This window comes from Halobacteriovorax sp. RT-2-3 (assembly GCF_047085075.1).
GTDB lineage: Bacteria > Bdellovibrionota > Bacteriovoracia > Bacteriovoracales > Bacteriovoracaceae > Halobacteriovorax_A.
In genome coordinates, this window is the sequence record NZ_JBKIYF010000002.1 from 427,265 (window position 1) to 448,658 (window position 21,394).

Below are 21,394 nucleotides of genomic sequence, written 5' to 3' on the forward strand. Positions count from 1 at the left end.
TAATATGCACAAAAATGTGCAAACAAAAGTAGGTTCATGTTTTAATAGGTAATACTTCAGTATATTTAACCATTCAAATTGTGAGGTTTTTTTTAAACTAATACTAAATTAGGAATGTTGTGAGATGAGAGTTTTTGTGGCAATTGATTTACCTAAAGATATCAAAGAGCATATAGATCAAATAAGCTTTGCACATCAATATTTCAATCGCTACCCTGCTGCCAACTTACATCTAACTTTAAAATATATTGGTGAAGTCTCTGATGCATTATTAGCTCAAATTAACAAATTAATGGTAACGATTAAGTTTTCACCTTTTCCCCTTACGTTTCAATCTTTAGGGTATTTTCATCCGCACCGTAGAGGAACACCGTTATGGATTGGAGTCGAACATAATCCACAGCTCGAAAAGTTACAAACTCAGATTGAACAAAAGCTACAAACATTAGATTTAAAATTGGATAATATGAAGTACACTCCTCATCTCACCATAGGCAGAATGGATAAAGGTATTGGTGAAGAAGAGATAAGAAGCTTCCTTAAGACGGTACAAATACATGACTTCAACATTCTAGTTAATGAGTTTACTTTATTTCATAGTCATTCAACCAAAAATGGTGTTGAATACATTCCTCTAGCAACTTTTTGAGGAATTGGAGTATATATGCCTATTGAAAAGTACTTTAAATACTATCCAGAACATATCAAACAACAAATTGAAGACCTAATTGCTAGTGGAAATCTCAAATCTTACCTTCAAAAAAAATATCCAAACAAGCATGAAATAAATTCTGATAAATTACTTTATAAATATGCAAATGAGCTTAAAGATAAGTATATGCGTAATGTTCCTCAGCTTAGTAAGGTTATTTACGAAAAACAGAAAGATCTTGTAAATGATGCACTTGGTACACATACCTACATTAGTCGAAACCACGGAGGAAAGTTAAAAAAGAAGCATGAAATGAGAATCTCACGAGTTCTTAAAGACGCACCAAAAGAGATGCTCGAAATGCTTGTGGTACACGAACTTGCCCATTTTAAAGAAAAAGATCATAACAAAGCATTCTATAAACTTTGTGAATATATGCAACCAAACTATCACCAAGTTGAGTTCGATTTAAGACTCTATCTTGTGCTACTTGATCAGGGAGAAGTTCTTTTTTAAAGGACTATCCAAAAGAAATAAAATCAAGACAAATACAAAAGCGATGAAAATCACCCTAATCCAATCCATGAGATGAAGTGGAGATAAGTGCAACGCATTTGCCATTAAGTTATATTGTGTGAGAACAAGAGATAATAAGATTGTGCACAGTATGATCAAATTAGCGGCAGTTGTTCGACACTTTGTTAATGCTATAACTATGCCAGCACTCCAAAGAGAAAGCAGTGCCATCGCTTTAGCACGCCCGTGAGCGACATCTTGACTCTCAGAGACCGCACTAATATAAGAGATAATGAGTATTGCAGTCAAACTCAATCCCAATGTTAAAATAGTCATTAACTCTTTTTTATTAAAAAATGATCTTCGATGTGAAAGATCCTTTTGCGTATCTAAATTAATATTTTGTTGAAAAGCAAAAAGAGCAGTAGGATGAATAACTAATTCAAGCCATACTACATGAATTGGCAAATAAAGAAGTTTATAGCCAAGTAGCGGTATTAAGGCAGCTGATAGAACAAATGGTATATGAATAAGTAGTAAGTATTTAAAACTCATTCTGAGATTTTCAAATAATTGCTTGCCCTCACGAATTGCATTTACAATTGTGCTAAAATTATCGTCACTCAAAATGATTGAAGATACCTCTCTGGCACTTCTCGTCCCACGAAGCCCCATTGCAACACCAATATCAGCGGCCTTAAGTGCTGGAACATCATTTACTCCATCACCAGTGACGACAACGAGCTCCCCGGCCTTCTTTAGACTCTCAACAATCTTAAATTTCTGTACAGGATTACATCTTGCAACAACATCAACACCTTTAAAGAACCCTGGATTATCTTGTAACCACTCTTCTTCAAGTTTATGAGGCTCACTCTCGGCAGAAATAATGACAGCTGATTCCTGTATTAGGCCAATATCTTTTGCTATTGCGCGGGCGGTATCTGGATGATCTCCCGTAATCATTAAAACTTTAATTTCATTTTTCATGCAATACTTTAAGGCTTCTTTTACTTCGGGACGGGCAGGATCTTCAAATGCCAAAAGTCCATAAAAGTGAAATCCTTCTTCAGGCTCTAAACAAGACTCCACAAGCTCATCATTAACCACAAGAGCTGCAACGGCCAAGACCTTGTGACCACCTTTGGCCAATGTCTCAATTTCTTTTCCCCACATCTTCTTTTCTTCGTCATTAAGAGATGATTTAGATAAAACAATTTCAGGGGCCCCCTTGATGACACACCTTAAGGTATTTTCATATTCAATAAATGCCGTCTCTCTCTTTCTATCCTCTGTAAAAGGAATTACCGACAAACGATTAAGTATTGTCGTATTTCTATTCTTCGCTTCATTAATAATTGCAATATCAACAGGATCGGCCCCCTGCCTATTAGATGCCGCAAGTGCCATTGTAAGAAGATGAGACTCTGAAGTATCAGATGCATTCACAAAGTGGGTCAACTCTAAATTACCAACCGTTATCGTGCCTGTTTTATCCGTACAAATTTGAGTGACTCGACCAATATTTTCGACCGATACCGCTCTTCGAACAAGTGCATTGTGTTTCGCTAAACGATAGACACCGACTCCTAAGAAAAAGGAGAAGACTACTGGAAACTCTTCAGGGATAGCAGCAACCGCCAATACTGCTGCACTTAAGAGAGCATCAAGCCAACCATGACCTTGGTAGAGCCTAACCGCTGCAATGATAAAACAGAGCATGACAGCAGCATATATTAGAAATCGTGTGAGCTCTAATATCGCAGACTGTAAAGGAGTTCTTTCGTGAGCGATCTGAGCGACAGACTGAACGATCTCTCCATATGAAGTATTCCTACCAGTCGATAGTATTCTAAGATTTCCCTTTCCAGCTAAAACTCGTGTTCCAGCAAAGCCTAATATATTTGTTTCAACTAAAGTATCAGCTGTATTTTTAAATGGATCAAAATGTATGGAATTCTTCTTTATCGGGAAGGCTTCCCCAGTTAGTACAGATTCATCTACTTGAAGTGAATCTGCCTCCTCCCAAAAACCATCTGCAGGCAAGTAGGCTCCTTCAGAAGAGAGAACCACAAGATCGCCAGGTACAATTTCATACGAATCAACTTCTACTTTTTTACCATTACGAATTAATATAACCTTAGAAGATAATTGACTCCGTAGAGCTGCCGTTGAGACTTGTGTACGCAAATGTAAAAAGGCATCCATAAAGATTAACGGTAGTGTTGCAAGCATTAGAATGAGAGACTCAGTATAATCACCAACAAGATAAAATACAGCAGATATCCCAACGAGAAACCATACCATAGGGTCCTTGAGCGTATCAATAATGATATCAATCCATGGATTTCCTATGCGTTCGACAATCTCATTTGGTCCAAACTTTAAACGTTGCTTGCTAACTTCTTTTTCATCTAATCCATTAGGTGTTCCAGTAAGACCGACTAAACTACTAAATGAGACTTTCTTTTGCATACTGACGTTCACCAATCATTAAAGTTGATCATATTCTAGCAAGAGTAGCATGCGTAAAAATACTTAAGAGGACTAAAGTTTATCTGTTCAATTTGCACAGAAGGCTTTTAACGAAGGGTCCTGAGTTTCTCTAAGACAACAAGAAATAGAACGCGCAATATCAAAAGAGTTCTTTTTCAAATATTCCTGAGCTTTGCTAATAGCATTTCTGTAAACATTATTTAAACTATTAGACTTTATCTCATATTTATTCTTACATAGATTCTTTGTACCATTTTGAACACTAAAACAGGCCTTCTCAATTTCCCCATTTGGATCAAATTCTAAATTACTAAGAACGGGTATCGTAACTCCCATACGTCCGTATTTTCTTTCATAAAACTGGACTTTATCAATCTTATTATCTTCACTAGTTACGAGAATATTTCTTTTATCGAGGCCATTAAGTTTTACCTTTCCATCCCTAAGGCATGATTTCCTATTAACACGATTTGATTGAAGATCATTATATATGCCATCAACAACACTGCACATATGCTGGCCATGCTGCAAGGCCATTTCTTGTCTCAGCCAAGGCTCATCTAAAAATTTGATTACATTAGGACCTAAGCCAATTAATGGGCCACAATTAGGATCCTGTACCCAGTCGTGATAACCGATTTCCTGACATCCAGTCTTTATCGAAGTTAACATTAAATCAACACCTGTAACTCCTTTAATAAATTTCGTGTTAGACAAAAGTCCAGCAATTCGACTTCCTAAAGATTTCGCATGACTCTTAATTTGTGAAGCTAGTGCGGCCCTACTAATTGCAAACACCCCAGCTTTCTTTTCATTGACAAGCTCACCATACTTTAGCTTAACATCTAACCTAGACTTAAGTTTTGCCTTTTCGAGAACACTCAATTTCTTATAATGAAGGTCCTTATTGATATCTTGATAATTATCTTCCAGATACTTCGCTAAATTTCTATCCATCTTATCTTTAAGAAAAAAGTCACTTTGACTTGCCAGAGTTGTCTTCCTTCCAAATTCCTCAGTTGCAACAGGACTCATACCTCTATCAACAAAGTCTGCGATTTTTTCAATACGTAGTATTTTTTCACGTGTCGAATCATTAAGATTAAACTGATCAAAGACTTCTTTAACAAATTTTTCATCCTGATTATTTAAAGCATCAACAATTTTACGATCTAGTTTTTTTCCATATCCTTCATTATAGAGCACTTCATAAAAAGGACGTCCGTTATAGCGACTAGTGGTTCTTACTTTGGCATTATCATGTACGGACAAAACACTCTTTAAAATATTTTCATCCAAGCCTTTAAATTCGTCAGGAAATTCCTTAAGTAGTCTCATTCCCATCTCGACAACACGCTTCTTATGAGCTTGCATATGTTGATAAAAATCAAGTGCATCATTTACATACTTTCTAGGAGCAAGTTTTTCTGAGATGACTTGCATCGAAGATTTTTGAAGAGCAAGAAAAGTAGATGTAACAACAGGATAGCCAGTAACAGGTAGAGAGCAAACAAGAGCTGAATCCTCTTTAATAGCGGAATCAATTAAATGAGAATGCTCAATATCTCTTAACTGTACAAGTTCAAGACAATCATTTAACGATGAAGAGTTTGCGCAAATAACACTTGTTCTTAAGTAACTTATTTTATCTTTGACCACTTCAGAATTGGCCAAACAACTGCCGGTCTCAGCAAATGATCTACTAGAGAAAGTAAGTAGAAATATGATAAGAATATACTTATAGATTCAATGCTCCTTAACGAGTGGTCATAGAAATATATTCGGTATTAAACGATAAAAGTTGAACAAAATCATCAACTTGAGTTTCTGAAAAGCTTACAATTATAGATTACTAGAATTAGGGAGAATTAGCCTTGAAAGTTAGCACTAAAGCTTACACTATCATTAGTTAAATGATACTCACTTGTGCATAATCAAGGCCTTTATTATCAAGAGAATTTTTTCGTTAACATTTTGAAAGGTTCTTTAAAGGGAACGTACGAATACTTCTCTTCTAATACCTCTGCGGCCTTTCTAAGAACAGATCTCTTTAGCCCTCTTTGAATTATATAAGAAGCAAGATCATTACAAAGAATAAAAATTGCAGAAATTAAAGTTATTTTCTTTCCACGAAGACCAACAGGAAAACCACTTCCATCAGGCTGTTCATGATGCTGATGAAGAATAAAATCAACCTCTGGGTATTTAGTAAATAAACTTGCTAACTCACCTTCTCTCACAGGGTGAATCTTAAACTCTTCCTGTTCATCTTCAGAAAACATTCTTAGATTTGGATCTTTAACTGAATTTATCTTACACAAGTCATCATTTTCTAATGTTGAATCACACAAGAGTGCACTGAGTATAATTTTAGATCTTGTCCCACTTGCCTTATAATTGATGGATTCTAGGATACTACATCCAAATAGTGATGTAAGAATGCTCTTTTCAGCAACGTCTCCCGCGCTGAATGGAAACTTTCCTAGCAGGGCCAATAAATCCGGCTCCTTTTCAATTACGTACTCACATTTTTCAATCACCTTATCAACTAGAGATAAAACTGCATCCCCAGTACCAATCCATCTTAAGTACGAATGGATGATACCAACTGATCGAATAAGGTTCTCAAGCAATACTTTTGTATCCTTATACTTATCAAGCGTAATATACATCTCTGTAATAGCATCTTCTAGAACTTGTAGCTGATCACTTTTATAGAGATATACAAACTTAACTTTTCTTTTAACAAAACTTTGAATTAAAGCTTCAGTGATAAGAGTATTTTTCTTAATCACTTTCATAAATTTATTTGAAGAAAATTTAATATATGCATCCGCTGGTATTGATTTAAATAAATATAAACTTCGAAGCTTTAATGGAGCAAATTCAGATTCATCGATTTCAATCAAGGCCGCACTTTCTTCAATTCTTTTATATTTTAATATGATATCCATAAACACATTTTCTAGTGCGTCTTCATTAAAAGGATATTCAAGGTGATGGGCCACGGCCATCATCTCTTCATCTAGTTGGGATTCTACATTGCCAGCATATAGCGATGAGTTTCCAAAGAATACAAAATCAATACTATCGACAAGTTCACTATATGCAGTCATTAGATCAAGCGCTTCTATATCCTTATTTTCAACATCAATTAAAGCAATATGAAATGGACCTTTACTCAATACTTGATCGATAGCCTCATCTTTAGAGTTCACCTTTACTATCTCGATTTCTTTAGGAAGGTTACTTCTTAGATAATTGTCTTTATTGATATCTTCATCAGTAATATATAATGCTCTTATCATTTCTGATCTCCTAACAACTTTAGCTTAATTAAATTAAATAATAGTATATAATACATATGAATTATTACGATGGGAATTATATGCGATCTAGAGTTTTGATTATTTCTGATGAAAATATCTTAAGTTCCGTTTATGCTGCGAACTTAAGTGCATACGTCGGTTTAAAAGTAATCGTTGCAAAAACAAAAAGTGAAATTCAAAACTACTTAGGTCGTAGAGATTACGTAAATCTAATTGTTTGTGCAAACTTTCTTGAAGATTTCCCAAATATTTCTGATGAAATATTAAACCTCATTTCTTCTGTGAAATTGAAGTCTAATATTATTATGTTTAATAATTTAACTGAACAAAATTCAACAGTCGCAATCCCACCATCTGTTATTTACATTCCTAATCGATATGATATTAAATCAATCGTTAGATCATCAGCAAAGCTAATGAATGTTACGGCAAAGGATATGGTTGCATTAGATGTTGGAGATTTTTACCCACTTCCACTAGATCTACTTAAATTAACTGATCAGGCCTTCTGTGATATTTATCTTCGAAAAGAACAAAAAGATGAAGATGAATTTGAATTAGTATATTCAAAGGATGATAAGATTAATGAAAAAGACATAAGTGCAGAAGATGATCAAGTCTATGTGAGATCAGAAAAAAGACTTCAGTGTATCAACTTTTTAACGATGCAATTAATCATGCACTTAAAAACAACAGCTACGCCAGAAGAAAAGCTTAAGGCCGTTGAAGTCTCATTAGAATCTCTTGCTTCTGTACTCTTAAGCGATGAAGCAAACCTCGAAGAGGTATCAAAAGTAAGCCAAACTTGTATAAAAATCATCAAGGAAGTTATTGAAGAATCGAGTGAACTTGAAAAATTATTAGCATATCTTCTTGCAAATAAATCATCATATCTTTATACCCACTCTATTCTTGCAACATATGTAAGTCAGTTTATCTTAAAACAAGTTTCGTGGGGTAACTCTGCTCAAGAAGAGAAGATGGCCTGCGCTTTCTTCTTTCATGATATTTACCTAGCACCAGTCTACAAAGAACATCCTGATGCATTTGAAGTTGAAGATCTTGCATATAAACTTGATGTTAGTGAACAGAACTTAAATTATATTTTAATGCATGCCAAGCTAGCAGCAGAGCAAGTCTCAAAGCTTAAGAAGCTTCCTAATGGCGTTGATCAGATTATCCTGCAACACCACGGTACACGAAATGGAGAAGGCTTTGCCATGGATCCAGGAGATGATATCTCCCCTCTTTCAAAAGTTATGATGATCTCAGAGTCATTTGTGAACTTCTTCTTTGAAACAAAGGATAAGGGACAAAACTTTTCAAATGAACAATTAATTACTTTTCTAAACCAACAATATACTAATAAAAGTTATCGTAAGCTTATTGCTATCTTAAAAGACCTAAAATAAATAAAATATACCAGAGGATCCATGAAAAAATCCTCCGGTATTTATATTTATGATTCAACTTCTTCTAAAATTTTTCTTCGAGGTCTTGCTATTAGTGAATAAAAGCAAGGAACAACAACTAGAGTAAAAATAGTTGAAAGAAAAACCCCACCAATAATAACTAGGGCCATAGGTCTTCTTGTTTCAGAGCCCGCTCCCACAATGACTGCCGCTGGAACAGCAGATGCAAGAGTTGTGAAAGTAGTCATAATGATAGGTCTAAAGCGTGTTTCACATGCCTCTAAGATGGCATTCTTTAACTCTTTGCCTTCATCTCTTAGTTGATTTGAAAATTCAACAATAAGAATAGAAGTTTTCTTAACAATCCCCATTGTGAGCAAGATACCAATCATCGAGTAGATATTTAGAGTACTTCCAGACAACCATAGTGCGATGAATGAGCCAGCTAATCCAAAAGGTATCGCCAGAAAGACAGTTAGTGGATCTGAAAAAGAATTAAACTGACTGGCCAGAACCATATAGGCAATAACAAGTCCTAAAACCATGATCATTAAAACACTAAAGAGTGATTCATTTAGATCCTTTGAAAACTTTAAGTAATAACCCTTTGGCAATACTTTCTCACCAAGTTCTTTGATATAATCAATTGCCCTACTTTGAGCAACACCAGTTTTTAAATTGGCATCAACTCGAATCCCTCTGGCCCTATTTTCACGATAAATAGACTGTGGTCCAAATGCATCTTCGATCTTTACAACATCATTTAGAGTTACAAATTCTCCGCGATTATTTTGAAGTAGTAGTGACGAGATATTTTCGCGTGTACGATCTTCCTCTGCTAATTGAACAAATACATCGTAACGTCTACCACGCTCCGTATACTTTGTTGCGGCCGAACCAGCAACTCCGACATTAAGAGCAGTTGCAATAGTATTAACTTCAACACCACGTTGTTGTGCTTTAATTCGATCAGGAATAATGTGAACTTCAGGAAGCTGTCCGATGTCATCGGAGCGAATTCCAACCATTAGATCAGATTCTTTCATCCCCTTTTCAAGTTGTTCATATAATTGTGCTTGAATTGCGGCATCTGGCCCCGTAATTGTAAACTCAATTGGACTTCCTCTTCGGCCACCAATGGCAGATCCCATACGATCTCTAATGATAATCTTTAGACCTTTTATAACAGATAATTCTTTTCTCAACTGAGCTGCAACTTCAAATTGAGTGAGCTTTCTCTGATCGCGGTCTTTAAGAATTAAAACACCAAAACCACGGTTTCCAGAAGTAGCACCTCGTCCACCACCAACTGCAACAATCATTCTTTGAATATTTTCATTTTTAGAAACGATTTCTTCGTACTCTTTAACTTTCTCATTTGTGTAATCTAAGCTCTTTCCATCTGGAGCGATGAAAATTACAAACATGAAGCTACGATCAGACTCAGGTGCAAATTCCTTATCGATATGATTAAGAGATAAGAAAGCAACAAGAATCAGTGCTGTTGATACAAGAAGAACTTTAATTCTATGACCTAGTGCGAACTTAAGAATTCCCATGTAAACTTTATTTCCAAACTCTACCGCCCTATCAACCCAAACGTGAACAAAGATTCCTTTTGAAGCAACATTTAAGAATTGTGAACATCTCATTGGTGCTAGAGTCAGGGCCTCTAGAGAAGATAGAGATACAGCAATACAGATTGTTAAAGCAAACTCTTTAAAGAACCTTCCTTCAATTCCAGGCATTAGTGTAATAGGTGCAAAGATTGCAACAAGAACAGCGGTCGTGGCAAGAACAGCAAATGCAATCTCACGACTTCCTTTAAAAGCTGCCTGTACCTTATCATGTCCCTTCTTGGCGTAGCGAACAATATTTTCCAACATAACAATAGCATCATCAACGACAATACCGATTGCTAGGGTTAGTCCAAGAAGTGAGAATGTATTTAATGAGAATCCCATTAAGTACATAAAAGAAAACGTTCCAATAATGGCAGTAGGAATGGCCAGAAGAATATTTATCGTTGCCGACATTGAGTTCAAAAACAGCCAACACACTAAAGAAGTTAAGATTACTGATAGCACAAGGTTTTGAAGAAGTTCATCAATTGATAACCTAATAAAAGAAGTTCTATCGAAGTTTACAGAAAGATTTGTCCCCTCAGGCAAGTTCTTAGAAATCTCTTCAACTCTCGCCTTAACTCTATCCGCAACATCAACTGCGTTAACACCTCTTTGCTTGTAAATTGGCATCGATAGCGATGGTTTTTGGTTAACACGTGAGATACGCGTACGATTTTCAACACCAGCGTAAATATTTGCAACTTCAGAAAGTCTTATCGGTACATAATTAGCTTGGCCACCACGTCGATTAATAATCATATTCTTGAAGTCTTCAACTGTTCGTCCTTCACCTAAGACTCTTAAACTCTTCTCATTTGAAACCGTTTCAAACTTACCAGCAGGTAGCTCAACACTTTCTCGTTGGAGTGTAAGAACAATATCAGAGAGAGTTAATTGATACGCTTCTAGCTTATCAGCGATAACATCAATTCTCATCATAGGCTCTCTCGCACCAAAAGCACGAACTTCAGAGACCCCCTCGATTGTAGTCAGCTGATCAATAACACCATCTTTAAACAAAATATTAAGTTCTCTTTCAGACAAAGTATCTGAAACAAGAGCTAAATAGAGAATTGGATCATCAGCTGCGTTGGACTTTGTCACTGTTGGAGTTTCGACATCGTCAGGAAGCTGTCTTTGAGCACGTCCTAGAAGAGTTTGAACTTCCTGAAGTGCGAAATCAATATCTTTATCAAGTGTAAACTCTAAATCAATTCGCCCTTGCCCACGTCCAGCAGTAGATGTCATATCTTTAATCCCTTGCATTGAAACAAGAATAGATTCGGCCGGCTCTAATACGTCTTTTTCCACAACTTCTGGAGTTGCCCCTTCATATTGGTAGGCGATTGAAATTGATGGGTAATCAACATCTGGGTTTTCATTAATTCCTAATTCTCTAAATCCTAAGATTCCAAAGAGAATGAGAGAGAACATTAACATCCATGCAAATACAGGATTTCTTATCGATAATGATGATAAACTCATATATAACCTTCTTAATTTTTAGGGATATTACCTAAGTAAGCATTCGCTTGATAATATAAAGACTTAACTTCAAGAGACGATCTAATCGCTAACTTCTCAAGATCAATGACATCATCTAGTGACCTAATAACTTCAATCTGTGTAACAAGGCCTTTATTTAGATCTTTCAACTGCTCTTGATACGAAGCACGACTTCGAAACAATGCTTTTCTAAGTGTTTTTAATTCATTTTTCTTATATTCAAAATTTTGAACAAATGCATTCCAACGATTTTTCGTATTACGTCTACTGAAATCAATTTGGGCCTTGTTGATTTGTGAAGCGATTCTCTTGCTTACAACTCGAGACTTTCTTTCACCAAAGTCTAATAAGTTTAAAGAGACATTGAGACTTACACCCCAATCACGCTCTCCAATCTCGTTCTTATCAATATTGTAATTGGCCCTAAGATCAACCTGGGGATAATATGCAGCCTTTTCGATCTTTGCTTCTGCAATAGAAGCTTCATAATCATACTTCAAACTTTTAAGTTCAGGTGTGTTCTCAAGATCGACATTTAATGAAAGCGTTAACTTTAATGGATCAACACTATCTTTCACTTCAGCAATATTATCGAGTCCAGAAAAATTCATAAGATCAGTCATCGAAGTCTTTACCTGTGCCTTACTTTGTACAAGTCCTGCTTCGAGGCGGTGAAGTTGGGACTCTAGAGCAAATAGATCGGCCTTGCGATCTCGTCCAATTTTTGTTCTACCTCTAACAATACTAACCCTCTTTCTTAGGTTCTCTAATAATGCATCGACTCTTTCTTTTTCTTCAATAGCGGAAGACATTTGAAAGAATAGCGACGTGAATTGAGAGTAGTACTCTGCAAGACTTCTATCAGTAAGAGCTTTAGCTTGCTTTGGTACAATTTTATTATAGTCATATAGAGCAAACTCAGCTCCACCTTGAAATAGTTTCTGATTTAAAGAAAGGAAAACTTCTGAATCAACTTCATTATTACGAGTTGTAACATTGCGATACTCTTCACTATAAGTGTTAGTATTTACAATATCAACTGACGGATAAAGTGTTGACTCTACAGTTTCAAGGTCTGAAATACTCTTCTTCTCTGTAAGATCGAATACTTCAACTTGTTTTGACTTTTTTAAAGATTTTAAATAAAGATCCTCAACTGAAGCGCTGCTTAAGCAAGGAACAAGTGTAAAAAACAATAATCCAATTTTATAAAACTTCAAGAATTAGTCTCCTGTATATTTTTAACAAATTTTTCAATTACCAGTAGTGCATCTGTTACTTTTTTAACCTCAGATGAATCAATATCATCTAGGTTTTCTAAAAAGCGACAGCTAGCAGCACTTCTGACTTTTTCAAATTTCTTTTTGCCTTTTGATGTAATTTTTAGATTCGTGATTCTTCGATCTGTTTTACAAGTCTCACGAGATATGTATTTATCGTTGACCAAAGTATCTACTAATTTTGAAATGGCCGCACAAGATACACACATGACTTCAGCTAGGTCACTTACTGAACATGTGCCATTATCAACTCTTGCAAGGATTCGATATTTTGGAAAGCTAAGCTCTGACTCACTAGCACTTTTAATATACGATCTAATAATGCCCATAGATGATGGGATGACTTCGATAAATTTACGAGATAATGAATCTTTAATAATACGTAACCTTGTTAATATTTAACTTTGTTAAGTATTCTACAAAGATATCTTAAGATTTCAAATATAATTCATTAGAAAGATTTCAGCTTATTTAATCGAATTAACTAAAAAATCCATGCCACCAATAATTGCGGCCACTTGTGCATCCACACAATTTTCAGCACTAACCCTTGGGCTATCTGGATACACCTCTGTTGTCGTACAAAATTTTGCATCAGAAAAAGATGCACAAAGATGAAGCTTCTTCAAAGGATAATTAATCACACCCTCTTGTTCTAGCTTCTCTCCAATAATATTCCCATTTATATCAGCTGGTGCGATATGTGTAACTTTACGAACAGATTCAATAATTGCTTTTTGAAATTCAGGTGTTGGATTCTCACTATCTCCCACCAGGTAGAAACCATCTGGAATATCCCAAATATCTTGAGGTATTCCATCTCTTTTTTCGAGGGCCGGCCTAAAGACAGTATTATCAGTATCCGTTGTCTCATGAAGATCGAAATGAGCAAAAATCTCAAGATTTAATTCAGAAATGGCCTTCATGAAAAGGTTGCATTCGGGCGCAGGACCATCATTGAAGAATGAACGATTAGGATCGACGGTCATTGGGTTCCAACGATTAATTGTTTCATAACCCCAAGGACTAATACATGGAGCAACAATAATATTAAAATCGTTTGTGTAGTTTAAAGCTTGTGTTTCTAAAAAAGCGAGAGCTCCATGAACACCACTAGTTTCATAACCATGAACACCACCAGTAATTAGAATCGTTTTATTCTCAGGTAAGAAATTCTTGCTTTTTATTAAGAACAGCGGATACCTATTCTCATCATACGGAAGTGCTCCATACTGAGAGATATCAAAGAGAGCTTCTAGATTCTTAATCTTTGTTACGACTTCTTCTCGATACGATCTTTTTATCTCTTGTTCTTCAAACCAGATATTCTTTTGTTCGTCATTCCACATAAGTGCCTCATACTAAACTTCACAACAAAAAGATTTTGGCACTATTTTTTTATTTCTTCAATATCTTGAATCTCAATTAGAATTTTACCAACTGTCTTTGGTTACACGTATCGAGGATTTTTTGTCTGGGCAACTTCGCTTATTTTCATATGACCAATTCCTTGCATACATATCATTTCTATCGGATTTGAAGAAAACTACCAAGCGCCGAGGAACAAGACTCCGGCGCAAAACGTATTCCAAAGGTATGAACTCGATCTTTTAAACTCTCAAGGCTTCCAGCTCTTTGCTCATCTAGATGCTTGAGATGAATTCTCATTGATTCCACAAAGACTTCATCGTTATCCAAAGCCTCTTCAATGGCGCTTCCAACAAGTGCCAGTTTATTGCGATTCATCCACCAGTCTTTATATGATGGAGGAAGTCTGAAGCCCTTAGCATCTCCAATTCTTTTCCTGTAATCTTCCACATCTGAATAGCTTTCAAAATTATTAAACCACTCTCCTAACCATGCTGTATTGTTTTTTTGACCTTGATAGTAGAAGTCTTTATGATCATCCACGAGAATGATTGAATCAAGATCATCACTAACAAGGGAGATATCTTTCTTCCACTTATGAACAAAGCGAGAATCTTCAGGGACATTTTTTCTATTATCGTAAAGGTGGCGCTTTGAAAGAATGCGATAAGAAATATCATGAAAACTTTTATCACTTCCGTCTGAAAGTTTGAGCAATTTTAACAATTCAAGATTTCGATCCTCGCTCCCACCACTAAAAAAAGAAATTGAAACATCTTCTCGTTTTGATAACTCAGTGATGAGTTCCCGGGCGTATGGAATAATCCTATAGTGAATGCCTTGGATGGTAATAGTTCTTTTCGGATTAAATGTTTCACCCTCTTCTATTTCGGCCACGAGCGTGTGGTCCAGATCAAAGACAATATGCTTCTGCTTTAGCTGAGCTGGGCCCCTAAGAACTTTAGAGCATGAAATGAATATTAGGATGAAAATAAGATATCTCACTGATATCTTATCGACCATTTTAGTCAAATACTTAAAAAATTACTGAAACCTCTTCTAGAAGGGCCGCATGCTTATTTCGAAGCTCAATCGGATCATCAAAACTCATAGACGTTGTCTTTTCAAAGAGAATTAAACTCTCTCCATTTGGCAGTAAGCACGTGATATGAGCAGAGCATTCATTCTTATGCTCCCCTAGCATTTTCGTCTCTAAACTTAGATTAACTCTAAGCTCTTTAGAGGCTTTTCCTGGATACTTCTTACATAAATCGATAAGGGATTTCTTAAGCTCTGGATTATCCCACTTAAGGGCCTCAATGATTGATGGCTCAGTTGATTTGACTTGATAGAGCTCACCATCAACAACACACTTAATTCCTTTATCAGTCGATGTTTCAAGGTAGCGATAAGCGAAGTTTTCGAGATTATGAATAAAGAGCGCTGAAACACCATCAGACTCAATTAGCCATTCACGATTCTTAGAATTCATTTCTTCTGTTAGCTTTTCTTTATCAATTTTCGTCATATATACATAATACTTGCTAAATCTAAGCAGTAAAGTAATTCTATAATTATAACTAAATAATAACTGGAGAAAGTTTATGAGTAATGCTAACGAACCATCGTTAAAATCGAAAAGAGCTGGAATTGTCTTCGGCTTCGTCATCTCCTTTGTTCTCGGATCAGCATTTGTCTTTTCAGCGCTAAAGGCTGGAATTACACCGGGGATCAGTCCCCTCGTCGTTTTGTTTGGCTGGGTCGCAATGGGTACCTTCTTTAAAGACGATATGAAAGGCTTTCTTGCCATGGCCCAAGTAACAGGCTCAGCAGGAGTTGCCGTAACAGCAGGTGTCGCATTTGTTGCACCAATCGTTCAAATCTTAGCAGCAGAACTTGGAGTAGCTGTTCCACCAGTCGATATTTTATCTCTCATTTTAGCTTCAGCTGCAGGATGTTTCCTAGGTTGGGGATTTGTTGGTCTTGCAACACAGAGATTCTTAACTGATCCAAAACTTCCAGCGCCAGAGGCCGTTGCCTGTGACCGTCTAATTCAGACAGCAGCAGAAAATCCTCAGGCACGACCACCTTTAAAATTTTCACTTATTCCAGGGCTAGCATTTGGATTTGTCATGGCCTTCCTAAGTCAAATTAAAGTTTTAAAGGCAAGTATATATGACCTAAAGTTCACACTAAGTGGCGTTGAAACAAAACTGCCACTTCCAATTAACCCACTATACTTTGGTATTGGAGCACTTCTAACTGTTCCTACTGCAATCCTAATCTTCTTTGGAGGACTTTTAAATGCAGTTGTTAAAGGAATGTCGGCCGCTCAAAATATGCCAGGAACAACTTTTCGTTGGGTTGGTGGAGCAGCTATGGTTGTTGCAGTTGTTTACTCATTAATTGCTTATATTATAGAAGGTAGAAAAACTCGCAATGCTCTAGCTAATAAAGAAGCAGACTTTGATGCTGAACAATTAGAAATTCCAGCAAGCGTAAGAAAGCAACTTCTAGCATCGATTGGGTTTGGTGCATTCTTACTAATTGCGATGATGCTGTATTCAGGAGCAACACTCGTAGGTCTTGTTGCACTTGGAATTGTTGCCCTACTACTCATCTTTTTCCTAAGTGGCCTAGGTGCACTTTTATCACTTCAAGTTGGATCATCTGCTTCACCTGTTAGTGGAACTGTTTTTATGGGAATGCTAGTTCTAAGTTTGGTTGGACTTGCAATTGGTCTTGAAGGTATCCAAGGTGTTTACTTTCTAGTTCCAATTATTGTTGCAGCTTGTGTTGCCATCTGTGCATCTAACGACTCATCTCAAGATTATAAGACAATGCAATTTAATGGCCTTAAGGTTTCAAGCTCTTTCATCGGACAACTTGTTGGTCTTCTTGGTGGTGCAATCTCTGTACCTCTAGCAGTTTACGTTGCTCATGAAACAGGAACACTTGGAAGCGAGGCCCTTCCTGCTCCACAGGCGGCCTTCTTTGCAACAGTTCTAAAATCACTATTTATTCAAAGTGATATTCCAATGATGCCAGTACTTGCCGGAGCAGGCCTTGGACTATTAGCTGTGATCATTGAAATCATCGGAAAGCGTAAAGGTATTATTCTAAGCTCACTTGCTTTTGCAGTTGGAATCTATCTTCCTTCATATATCGGTACAGGAATTCTTCTGGGATCGCTTGCAAGACTTTCTGGAACAAAGTCTGTGACAAAGATCACTCACCGAGGAATCTTAACTGCCGCAGGACTTATCACAGGAGACGCTTTATTTGCTCTTCTTTTTGGAATCCTTGCCATTGGTGGAATGGAGATCGCTGGAGTTGAAGGCTTTAATTACCAAACAAGCCTAAGCGTCTTATTCTTTGTTGGGCTTCTACTTACAACAGCGATTAACTACGCTAAGACATCTTCAATCGAAAAGAACTAAGATAAGATCTAATAATTCCGGGAACTTCTAACGAGGTTCCTGGATTCTTCCTTTTCAAACCTTGTTAAAAGTACAATCTCTGACTCAATATATTGAATTTGGTGTATAAAGTAGAAATATTAAGGAGATTTTATGAAATTAATCAGTCTAGCTGTATTACTACAACTTTCTGCGATGGCCTTTCACCACTCTAATGACGGTGCCCTTTACTGCGGGAAACACGAGTCACACATTAAGATCTATTACAAAGAAAGTTCTAAACTTTACTACTATATCGACAATACTGATTTGAGAAATCTAAAAGAATACAAATGTGTCGAGTTCACGCCAGATCTTCCATTCTACGATGAAGTTCAAAGCGCCTATCTTGAGGCACAAAAAGATGTTGAACAATTTAGCTCAGCATCTACTGCTGTTTATCGACTCGAACACGACAAGCGCTACTATTGTGGAAATCCACAATCAGGTGGACTCTACGTTGCTTACACAAAGAGATATTCGGAAGCACTCTATCTTTACGATATCGAGTCTCAAACTTTTGATACTTACCGTTGTATACACTTATAAAAAATTTAGATGCTTACTTCTTATGATTCTACTTCACCACAAGTAAGCATCTTCTTTCCGTAATATGGATTCTTAACAGAAGATCCTTTTTGAATCCAACGGGCCTTTGCCATTGGGCATTTAACGATTTTAAGATCGCTATTTTCAAGTGACTTACCATTCTTGATATAAATTTCAGAAAGAAGTTTAAATGAATCTCTTAAAGCACTGACACTTTTTATATTCTTATCACAGTCACCATATTTATAATCTTTAGCATAGTGGCCAAGTTCTTTCTTACACATCGTTTTCCAAGACTTTAGGCCCTGGTCGAGATTTCCCTCAACTAATGACTTCTGAAGACTTAGGTAATTTTGATATTCTAGCTCATGGCAAAAAACGTTAAAAGATAATATAAAAGCTATAAATAATTTCATAATTTCTCCTATGGGTAGCATGATATTACACATACCCCCCTAGGGTATATCGTAAAAACTATAAAATCAAATTAATACTTATTATCTCTAGAACTAGTAAGCTTCAATTAAGGCACCTCTCTCAAGTAGCTTTTTATGTCGCTGTTTTAGTTTCTGAATTTCATTTAAAAATTGAAGGCGCTCCTTCACTTGATAGAACTCATAAGGAATCTTACCACTTTCAATATAATCAATTATTAAGCTCTCACTTATTGTTTCTAGACTGATAATTGAGTTCATTGATCGAATAGCATCCGTTAACTCTAAGGCAGGCCTTGAAGCTTTTACACGAAGTTGACTAGCAATGACTTCGTGAATGCCACTAGAGAGATCAAGTAAGAGATTTGCCTTCTTATCTTCAAATGTTACTTCATAAAGTTTATCAAGTGTCGCTACGCTCTCCATTAGAACACTAGAGTTATCAATATTATCGATGCTATCTTGAATAATAGAAAGGAGCTCAGGATCGTTAGTTAATCTCTCATCTAGAATAAGATTTCTTAGTCTTTCTTTGCTTTGAGCAAGCTTATCCTTACTCTTATAATGTAGCGCCGTAATTGAGTCTTTATGATAATAGGCCCTAGAGTCTAGGGTTTCACCCTCGATAGGTTCAGTAAGGGTAATTCGGTAAGTGATATCATGGATTACTTCTTCACTTAACTTATCACCATAGCTAATACTCATATGTCTTAAAGCTTCATGAATAAGAAGCCCTATTTTTGAAAAGTCACCGACACTATTCCAAACAGGCGTAGAAATCCAAGCGCCTTTATCTCCAGAATAAAAAACTGCACCTTGAAAAATCTCTCCCTCATAAAAGCTTCTAACTCGATGTGGAGTAAATCTCCAATCAGCTCCCTTTAGGGCGGACTTAATCCCATGAGTAATCAAAGGACTACTCTCTTGCCACTTCTCGATTCTCTCTTTTAAAAGTGGATATATTTCCATTTCTTTAATACGGTCAAAAGTGAATTTCTCATAACCAAGAACACTGGCATGTTTTTTCAAGACAACTGATGAACCTTGAGAATAATTAAATTCATCAACAAAGTTTTGATCATAAACAGCAAAGTCTAATAAGATAGGTGCACCGACTCCTGTTTTAACAATCGTTCCTCCACCAGAACTCTCAAAACCACCCTCATCAGAATCTTCCTGAATACTCTTTTTTAAAAATGAATTTAAATCTAGTTGCTGAGGCCTTTCCTTATGAAGATTAAACTTCTTAATATCAAGAAGTGTCTTATACTTTGATAAATCCACTTGAACTTTATGCTTAATATCCAAACTTTCTACACCAAAGGCCTGGTGATTCAAGCATAAGCATAGTCCAATTAGTGAAATAAGTTTTTGTGTCTTCATGGTTTCAATATAGACCAAAAGCAATTTAGCAAAGGGCAAAGTGTTTAATTTATAGGCCCTGTATTTAATAAATACACAACGATGCCAAAGCTAACTAAAAATATGCTAAAGTATTAACTAATACTACGAAGAAGAGAACACAAGCCAATAATAACGAGAACTTATGGATATTTTCAGTTATCAAAATTACAAAGATTTCACTATTGATGCTCTTGAAGAGCTTGGAAAACGGGTGCGCGGAACAAGGTCGAGACTTGCTGAAAAGCTGACCTGCCAAACGGCCTATATCTCACAAGTCCTAAACAAAGATGCTCACTTTAGTCTTGAGCAGGCATTGCTCACAGCAGATTTTCTGTCTCTATCAAATAAGCAGACGGAGTTCTATTTAACGCTAGTTAATTATCAGCGCGCTGGAAATAAGAGATTAAGTGACTATTACAAGGTCAAGATAGATGAGCTTGTCAAAGACTCAAAAGATCTCAGTAAACGCCTAACTGATAAGAAAGAGCTAACAAAAGAGCAGCAATACGAATACTACTCAAGCTGGCATTATCTTGCGATCCACGCATACCTCTCAATCACAAAGCAGTATGACAGAGAAGTGATCGCTGCAACTTTTTCAATTTCCACAGAGACTGTGGCAAAGGTTATTGACTTCCTTTTGGATGCGGGGCTCATTACTAATGACGGTGATAAAATAAAGCTTACATCAAAAAGTTTTCACCTTGGAAAGAACTCTCCAATGATTGCAAGACACCACTCAAATTGGCGTCTGCGTGCGATGGAAAGTATGGACCGAGCAACTGAAGATGAGCTTCACTATTCCTCTGTTATCACTCTTTCTAAGGAAGATCTGCCAAAGGTAAATGGTATCATGGTAAAGGCCATTGAAGAGATACGTGAGGTAGTAAAGAAGACAACCCAAGAGGATGTCTTCTGTTACACGATGGATCTCTTTAAAGTTTAGTTAAGGTCTAGCCGCTAGCATAACTTCATGAAGTAGTGCTGAAAAAATCGCTAACTTATTGGCGAATTCATCATCCATTGTTACTTCAAATCTCTCATCAAGTTCGAGGATATTTGAAAGAATAATTTTTGAATCATCTAAATTATTTAAACTCTCTTCAAAGATTAGCTTAATCTGAGAATCGGCCATAAGCTCACTATCTTCACCAATAAACGTCTCAAGTTGAGTAACGATATTAACAAGTCTTGAGTTTTCAACCTCTGTAGAAGCAAAAGTATTTAGTGAAAGAATTAAGCTACTAAGTAAAATCATCATTGTCTTTTTCATTTGTATTCTCCTTTTCTTTTTGTTTTGTTGAAGGAGTTATAGACCAACAGATGACGCACTGATAGATTAAATTAATTAAAAAAGTCAGCCTT

The 21,394-nt window shown here is 36.3% G+C and carries 18 protein-coding genes; 6 read left to right on the plus strand and 12 right to left on the minus strand.

Features of this window, described 5'->3' with window-relative positions; genetic code table 11:
* Positions 1 to 136 precede the first annotated feature (136 nt).
* Positions 137 to 649, plus strand: a complete 513-nt coding sequence (thpR, locus tag ACMAYX_RS07875) for an RNA 2',3'-cyclic phosphodiesterase (RefSeq protein ID WP_392992944.1) — start codon at positions 137 to 139, stop codon at positions 647 to 649.
* Between the two features lie 15 nt (positions 650 to 664).
* Positions 665 to 1,168, plus strand: coding sequence for a YgjP-like metallopeptidase domain-containing protein (locus tag ACMAYX_RS07880; protein ID WP_392992947.1), 504 nt, complete (start codon positions 665 to 667; stop codon positions 1,166 to 1,168).
* Here ACMAYX_RS07880 and ACMAYX_RS07885 read toward each other — a convergent pair.
* The 3 genes from ACMAYX_RS07885 to ACMAYX_RS07895 form a co-directional block, all read right to left on the minus strand.
* On the minus strand, positions 1,139 to 3,643 hold the full coding sequence (locus ACMAYX_RS07885) for a cation-translocating P-type ATPase (protein WP_412471794.1): 2,505 nt from the start codon (positions 3,641 to 3,643) through the stop codon (positions 1,139 to 1,141). The two genes, ACMAYX_RS07880 and ACMAYX_RS07885, sit on opposite strands and share 30 nt — an antisense overlap.
* A gap of 87 nt (positions 3,644 to 3,730) precedes the next feature.
* Entirely contained in the window at positions 3,731 to 5,323 is a 1,593-nt protein-coding gene (locus tag ACMAYX_RS07890) for a hypothetical protein (protein ID WP_412477729.1), read from the minus strand.
* A gap of 290 nt (positions 5,324 to 5,613) precedes the next feature.
* Positions 5,614 to 6,972 carry a hypothetical protein gene (locus tag ACMAYX_RS07895; protein WP_392992954.1) on the minus strand — a complete coding sequence of 453 codons (1,359 nt, stop codon included), beginning with the start codon at positions 6,970 to 6,972 and terminating at the stop codon, positions 5,614 to 5,616.
* Positions 6,973 to 7,028: 56 nt separating this feature from the next.
* Between ACMAYX_RS07895 and ACMAYX_RS07900 the strand changes: the two genes are divergently transcribed.
* Positions 7,029 to 8,405 (plus strand): HD domain-containing protein, encoded by a 1,377-nt coding sequence (locus ACMAYX_RS07900; protein WP_412470244.1) that lies wholly within the window; start codon positions 7,029 to 7,031, stop codon positions 8,403 to 8,405.
* Between the two features lie 47 nt (positions 8,406 to 8,452).
* Here ACMAYX_RS07900 and ACMAYX_RS07905 read toward each other — a convergent pair whose 3' ends face one another.
* From ACMAYX_RS07905 to ACMAYX_RS07930, 6 genes are all read right to left on the minus strand, one after another.
* Entirely contained in the window at positions 8,453 to 11,515 is a 3,063-nt protein-coding gene (locus ACMAYX_RS07905; RefSeq protein ID WP_392992959.1) for an efflux RND transporter permease subunit, read from the minus strand.
* Positions 11,516 to 11,526: 11 nt separating this feature from the next.
* Complete coding sequence (locus ACMAYX_RS07910; RefSeq protein ID WP_412471792.1) at positions 11,527 to 12,756, minus strand: TolC family protein; 1,230 nt, start codon at positions 12,754 to 12,756, stop codon at positions 11,527 to 11,529.
* Complete coding sequence (locus ACMAYX_RS07915; RefSeq protein WP_412470246.1) at positions 12,753 to 13,145, minus strand: MarR family winged helix-turn-helix transcriptional regulator; 393 nt, start codon at positions 13,143 to 13,145, stop codon at positions 12,753 to 12,755. Before ACMAYX_RS07915 ends, ACMAYX_RS07910 begins: the two co-directional genes overlap by 4 nt.
* A gap of 138 nt (positions 13,146 to 13,283) precedes the next feature.
* Positions 13,284 to 14,165 (minus strand): M14 family metallocarboxypeptidase, encoded by an 882-nt coding sequence (locus tag ACMAYX_RS07920; protein ID WP_412470247.1) that lies wholly within the window; start codon positions 14,163 to 14,165, stop codon positions 13,284 to 13,286.
* A 178-nt stretch (positions 14,166 to 14,343) separates the two neighbouring features.
* On the minus strand, positions 14,344 to 15,189 hold the full coding sequence (locus tag ACMAYX_RS07925) for an NIF family HAD-type phosphatase (protein WP_412471791.1): 846 nt from the start codon (positions 15,187 to 15,189) through the stop codon (positions 14,344 to 14,346).
* Between the two features lie 31 nt (positions 15,190 to 15,220).
* Positions 15,221 to 15,712 (minus strand): hypothetical protein, encoded by a 492-nt coding sequence (locus ACMAYX_RS07930; protein ID WP_412463303.1) that lies wholly within the window; start codon positions 15,710 to 15,712, stop codon positions 15,221 to 15,223.
* Positions 15,713 to 15,788: 76 nt separating this feature from the next.
* Here ACMAYX_RS07930 and ACMAYX_RS07935 point away from each other — a divergent pair, with 76 nt between their 5' ends.
* Both ACMAYX_RS07935 and ACMAYX_RS07940 read left to right on the plus strand, forming a co-directional pair.
* Positions 15,789 to 17,624 (plus strand): hypothetical protein, encoded by a 1,836-nt coding sequence (locus ACMAYX_RS07935; protein WP_412463304.1) that lies wholly within the window; start codon positions 15,789 to 15,791, stop codon positions 17,622 to 17,624.
* 132 nt (positions 17,625 to 17,756) lie between these two features.
* Positions 17,757 to 18,191: a hypothetical protein gene (locus ACMAYX_RS07940; protein WP_412463305.1), complete on the plus strand. Its 435-nt coding sequence runs from the start codon at positions 17,757 to 17,759 to the stop codon at positions 18,189 to 18,191.
* Positions 18,192 to 18,211: 20 nt separating this feature from the next.
* Here the strand turns inward: ACMAYX_RS07940 and ACMAYX_RS07945 are convergent, their stop codons facing one another.
* Together ACMAYX_RS07945 and ACMAYX_RS07950 are read right to left on the minus strand one after the other, a co-directional pair.
* Positions 18,212 to 18,607 carry a DUF3347 domain-containing protein gene (locus tag ACMAYX_RS07945; RefSeq protein ID WP_158246897.1) on the minus strand — a complete coding sequence of 132 codons (396 nt, stop codon included), beginning with the start codon at positions 18,605 to 18,607 and terminating at the stop codon, positions 18,212 to 18,214.
* A gap of 93 nt (positions 18,608 to 18,700) precedes the next feature.
* Complete coding sequence (locus ACMAYX_RS07950; protein ID WP_412471790.1) at positions 18,701 to 20,008, minus strand: hypothetical protein; 1,308 nt, start codon at positions 20,006 to 20,008, stop codon at positions 18,701 to 18,703.
* 163 nt (positions 20,009 to 20,171) lie between these two features.
* On the opposite strand from ACMAYX_RS07950, the gene ACMAYX_RS07955 reads away from it, so the two are divergent.
* Complete coding sequence (locus ACMAYX_RS07955; RefSeq protein ID WP_412471789.1) at positions 20,172 to 20,975, plus strand: TIGR02147 family protein; 804 nt, start codon at positions 20,172 to 20,174, stop codon at positions 20,973 to 20,975.
* Here ACMAYX_RS07955 and ACMAYX_RS07960 read toward each other — a convergent pair whose 3' ends face one another.
* Complete coding sequence (locus ACMAYX_RS07960) at positions 20,976 to 21,302, minus strand: hypothetical protein (protein WP_392859129.1); 327 nt, start codon at positions 21,300 to 21,302, stop codon at positions 20,976 to 20,978.
* Positions 21,303 to 21,394: the final 92 nt, after the last annotated feature.

Coding starts and splice junctions, on each gene's coding strand:
- ACMAYX_RS07935 (WP_412463304.1), top strand. CDS start 15,789: ATGAGTAATGCTAACGAACCATCGTTAAAATCGAAAAGAGCTGGAATT.
- ACMAYX_RS07950 (WP_412471790.1), bottom strand. CDS start 20,008: ATGAAGACACAAAAACTTATTTCACTAATTGGACTATGCTTATGCTTG.
- ACMAYX_RS07915 (WP_412470246.1), bottom strand. CDS start 13,145: ATGGGCATTATTAGATCGTATATTAAAAGTGCTAGTGAGTCAGAGCTT.
- ACMAYX_RS07930 (WP_412463303.1), bottom strand. CDS start 15,712: ATGACGAAAATTGATAAAGAAAAGCTAACAGAAGAAATGAATTCTAAG.
- ACMAYX_RS07895 (WP_392992954.1), bottom strand. CDS start 6,972: ATGATAAGAGCATTATATATTACTGATGAAGATATCAATAAAGACAAT.
- ACMAYX_RS07945 (WP_158246897.1), bottom strand. CDS start 18,607: ATGAAATTATTTATAGCTTTTATATTATCTTTTAACGTTTTTTGCCAT.
- ACMAYX_RS07955 (WP_412471789.1), top strand. CDS start 20,172: ATGGATATTTTCAGTTATCAAAATTACAAAGATTTCACTATTGATGCT.
- ACMAYX_RS07940 (WP_412463305.1), top strand. CDS start 17,757: ATGAAATTAATCAGTCTAGCTGTATTACTACAACTTTCTGCGATGGCC.
- ACMAYX_RS07880 (WP_392992947.1), top strand. CDS start 665: ATGCCTATTGAAAAGTACTTTAAATACTATCCAGAACATATCAAACAA.
- ACMAYX_RS07900 (WP_412470244.1), top strand. CDS start 7,029: ATGAATTATTACGATGGGAATTATATGCGATCTAGAGTTTTGATTATT.
- ACMAYX_RS07885 (WP_412471794.1), bottom strand. CDS start 3,643: ATGCAAAAGAAAGTCTCATTTAGTAGTTTAGTCGGTCTTACTGGAACA.
- ACMAYX_RS07960 (WP_392859129.1), bottom strand. CDS start 21,302: ATGAAAAAGACAATGATGATTTTACTTAGTAGCTTAATTCTTTCACTA.
- ACMAYX_RS07905 (WP_392992959.1), bottom strand. CDS start 11,515: ATGAGTTTATCATCATTATCGATAAGAAATCCTGTATTTGCATGGATG.
- ACMAYX_RS07920 (WP_412470247.1), bottom strand. CDS start 14,165: ATGTGGAATGACGAACAAAAGAATATCTGGTTTGAAGAACAAGAGATA.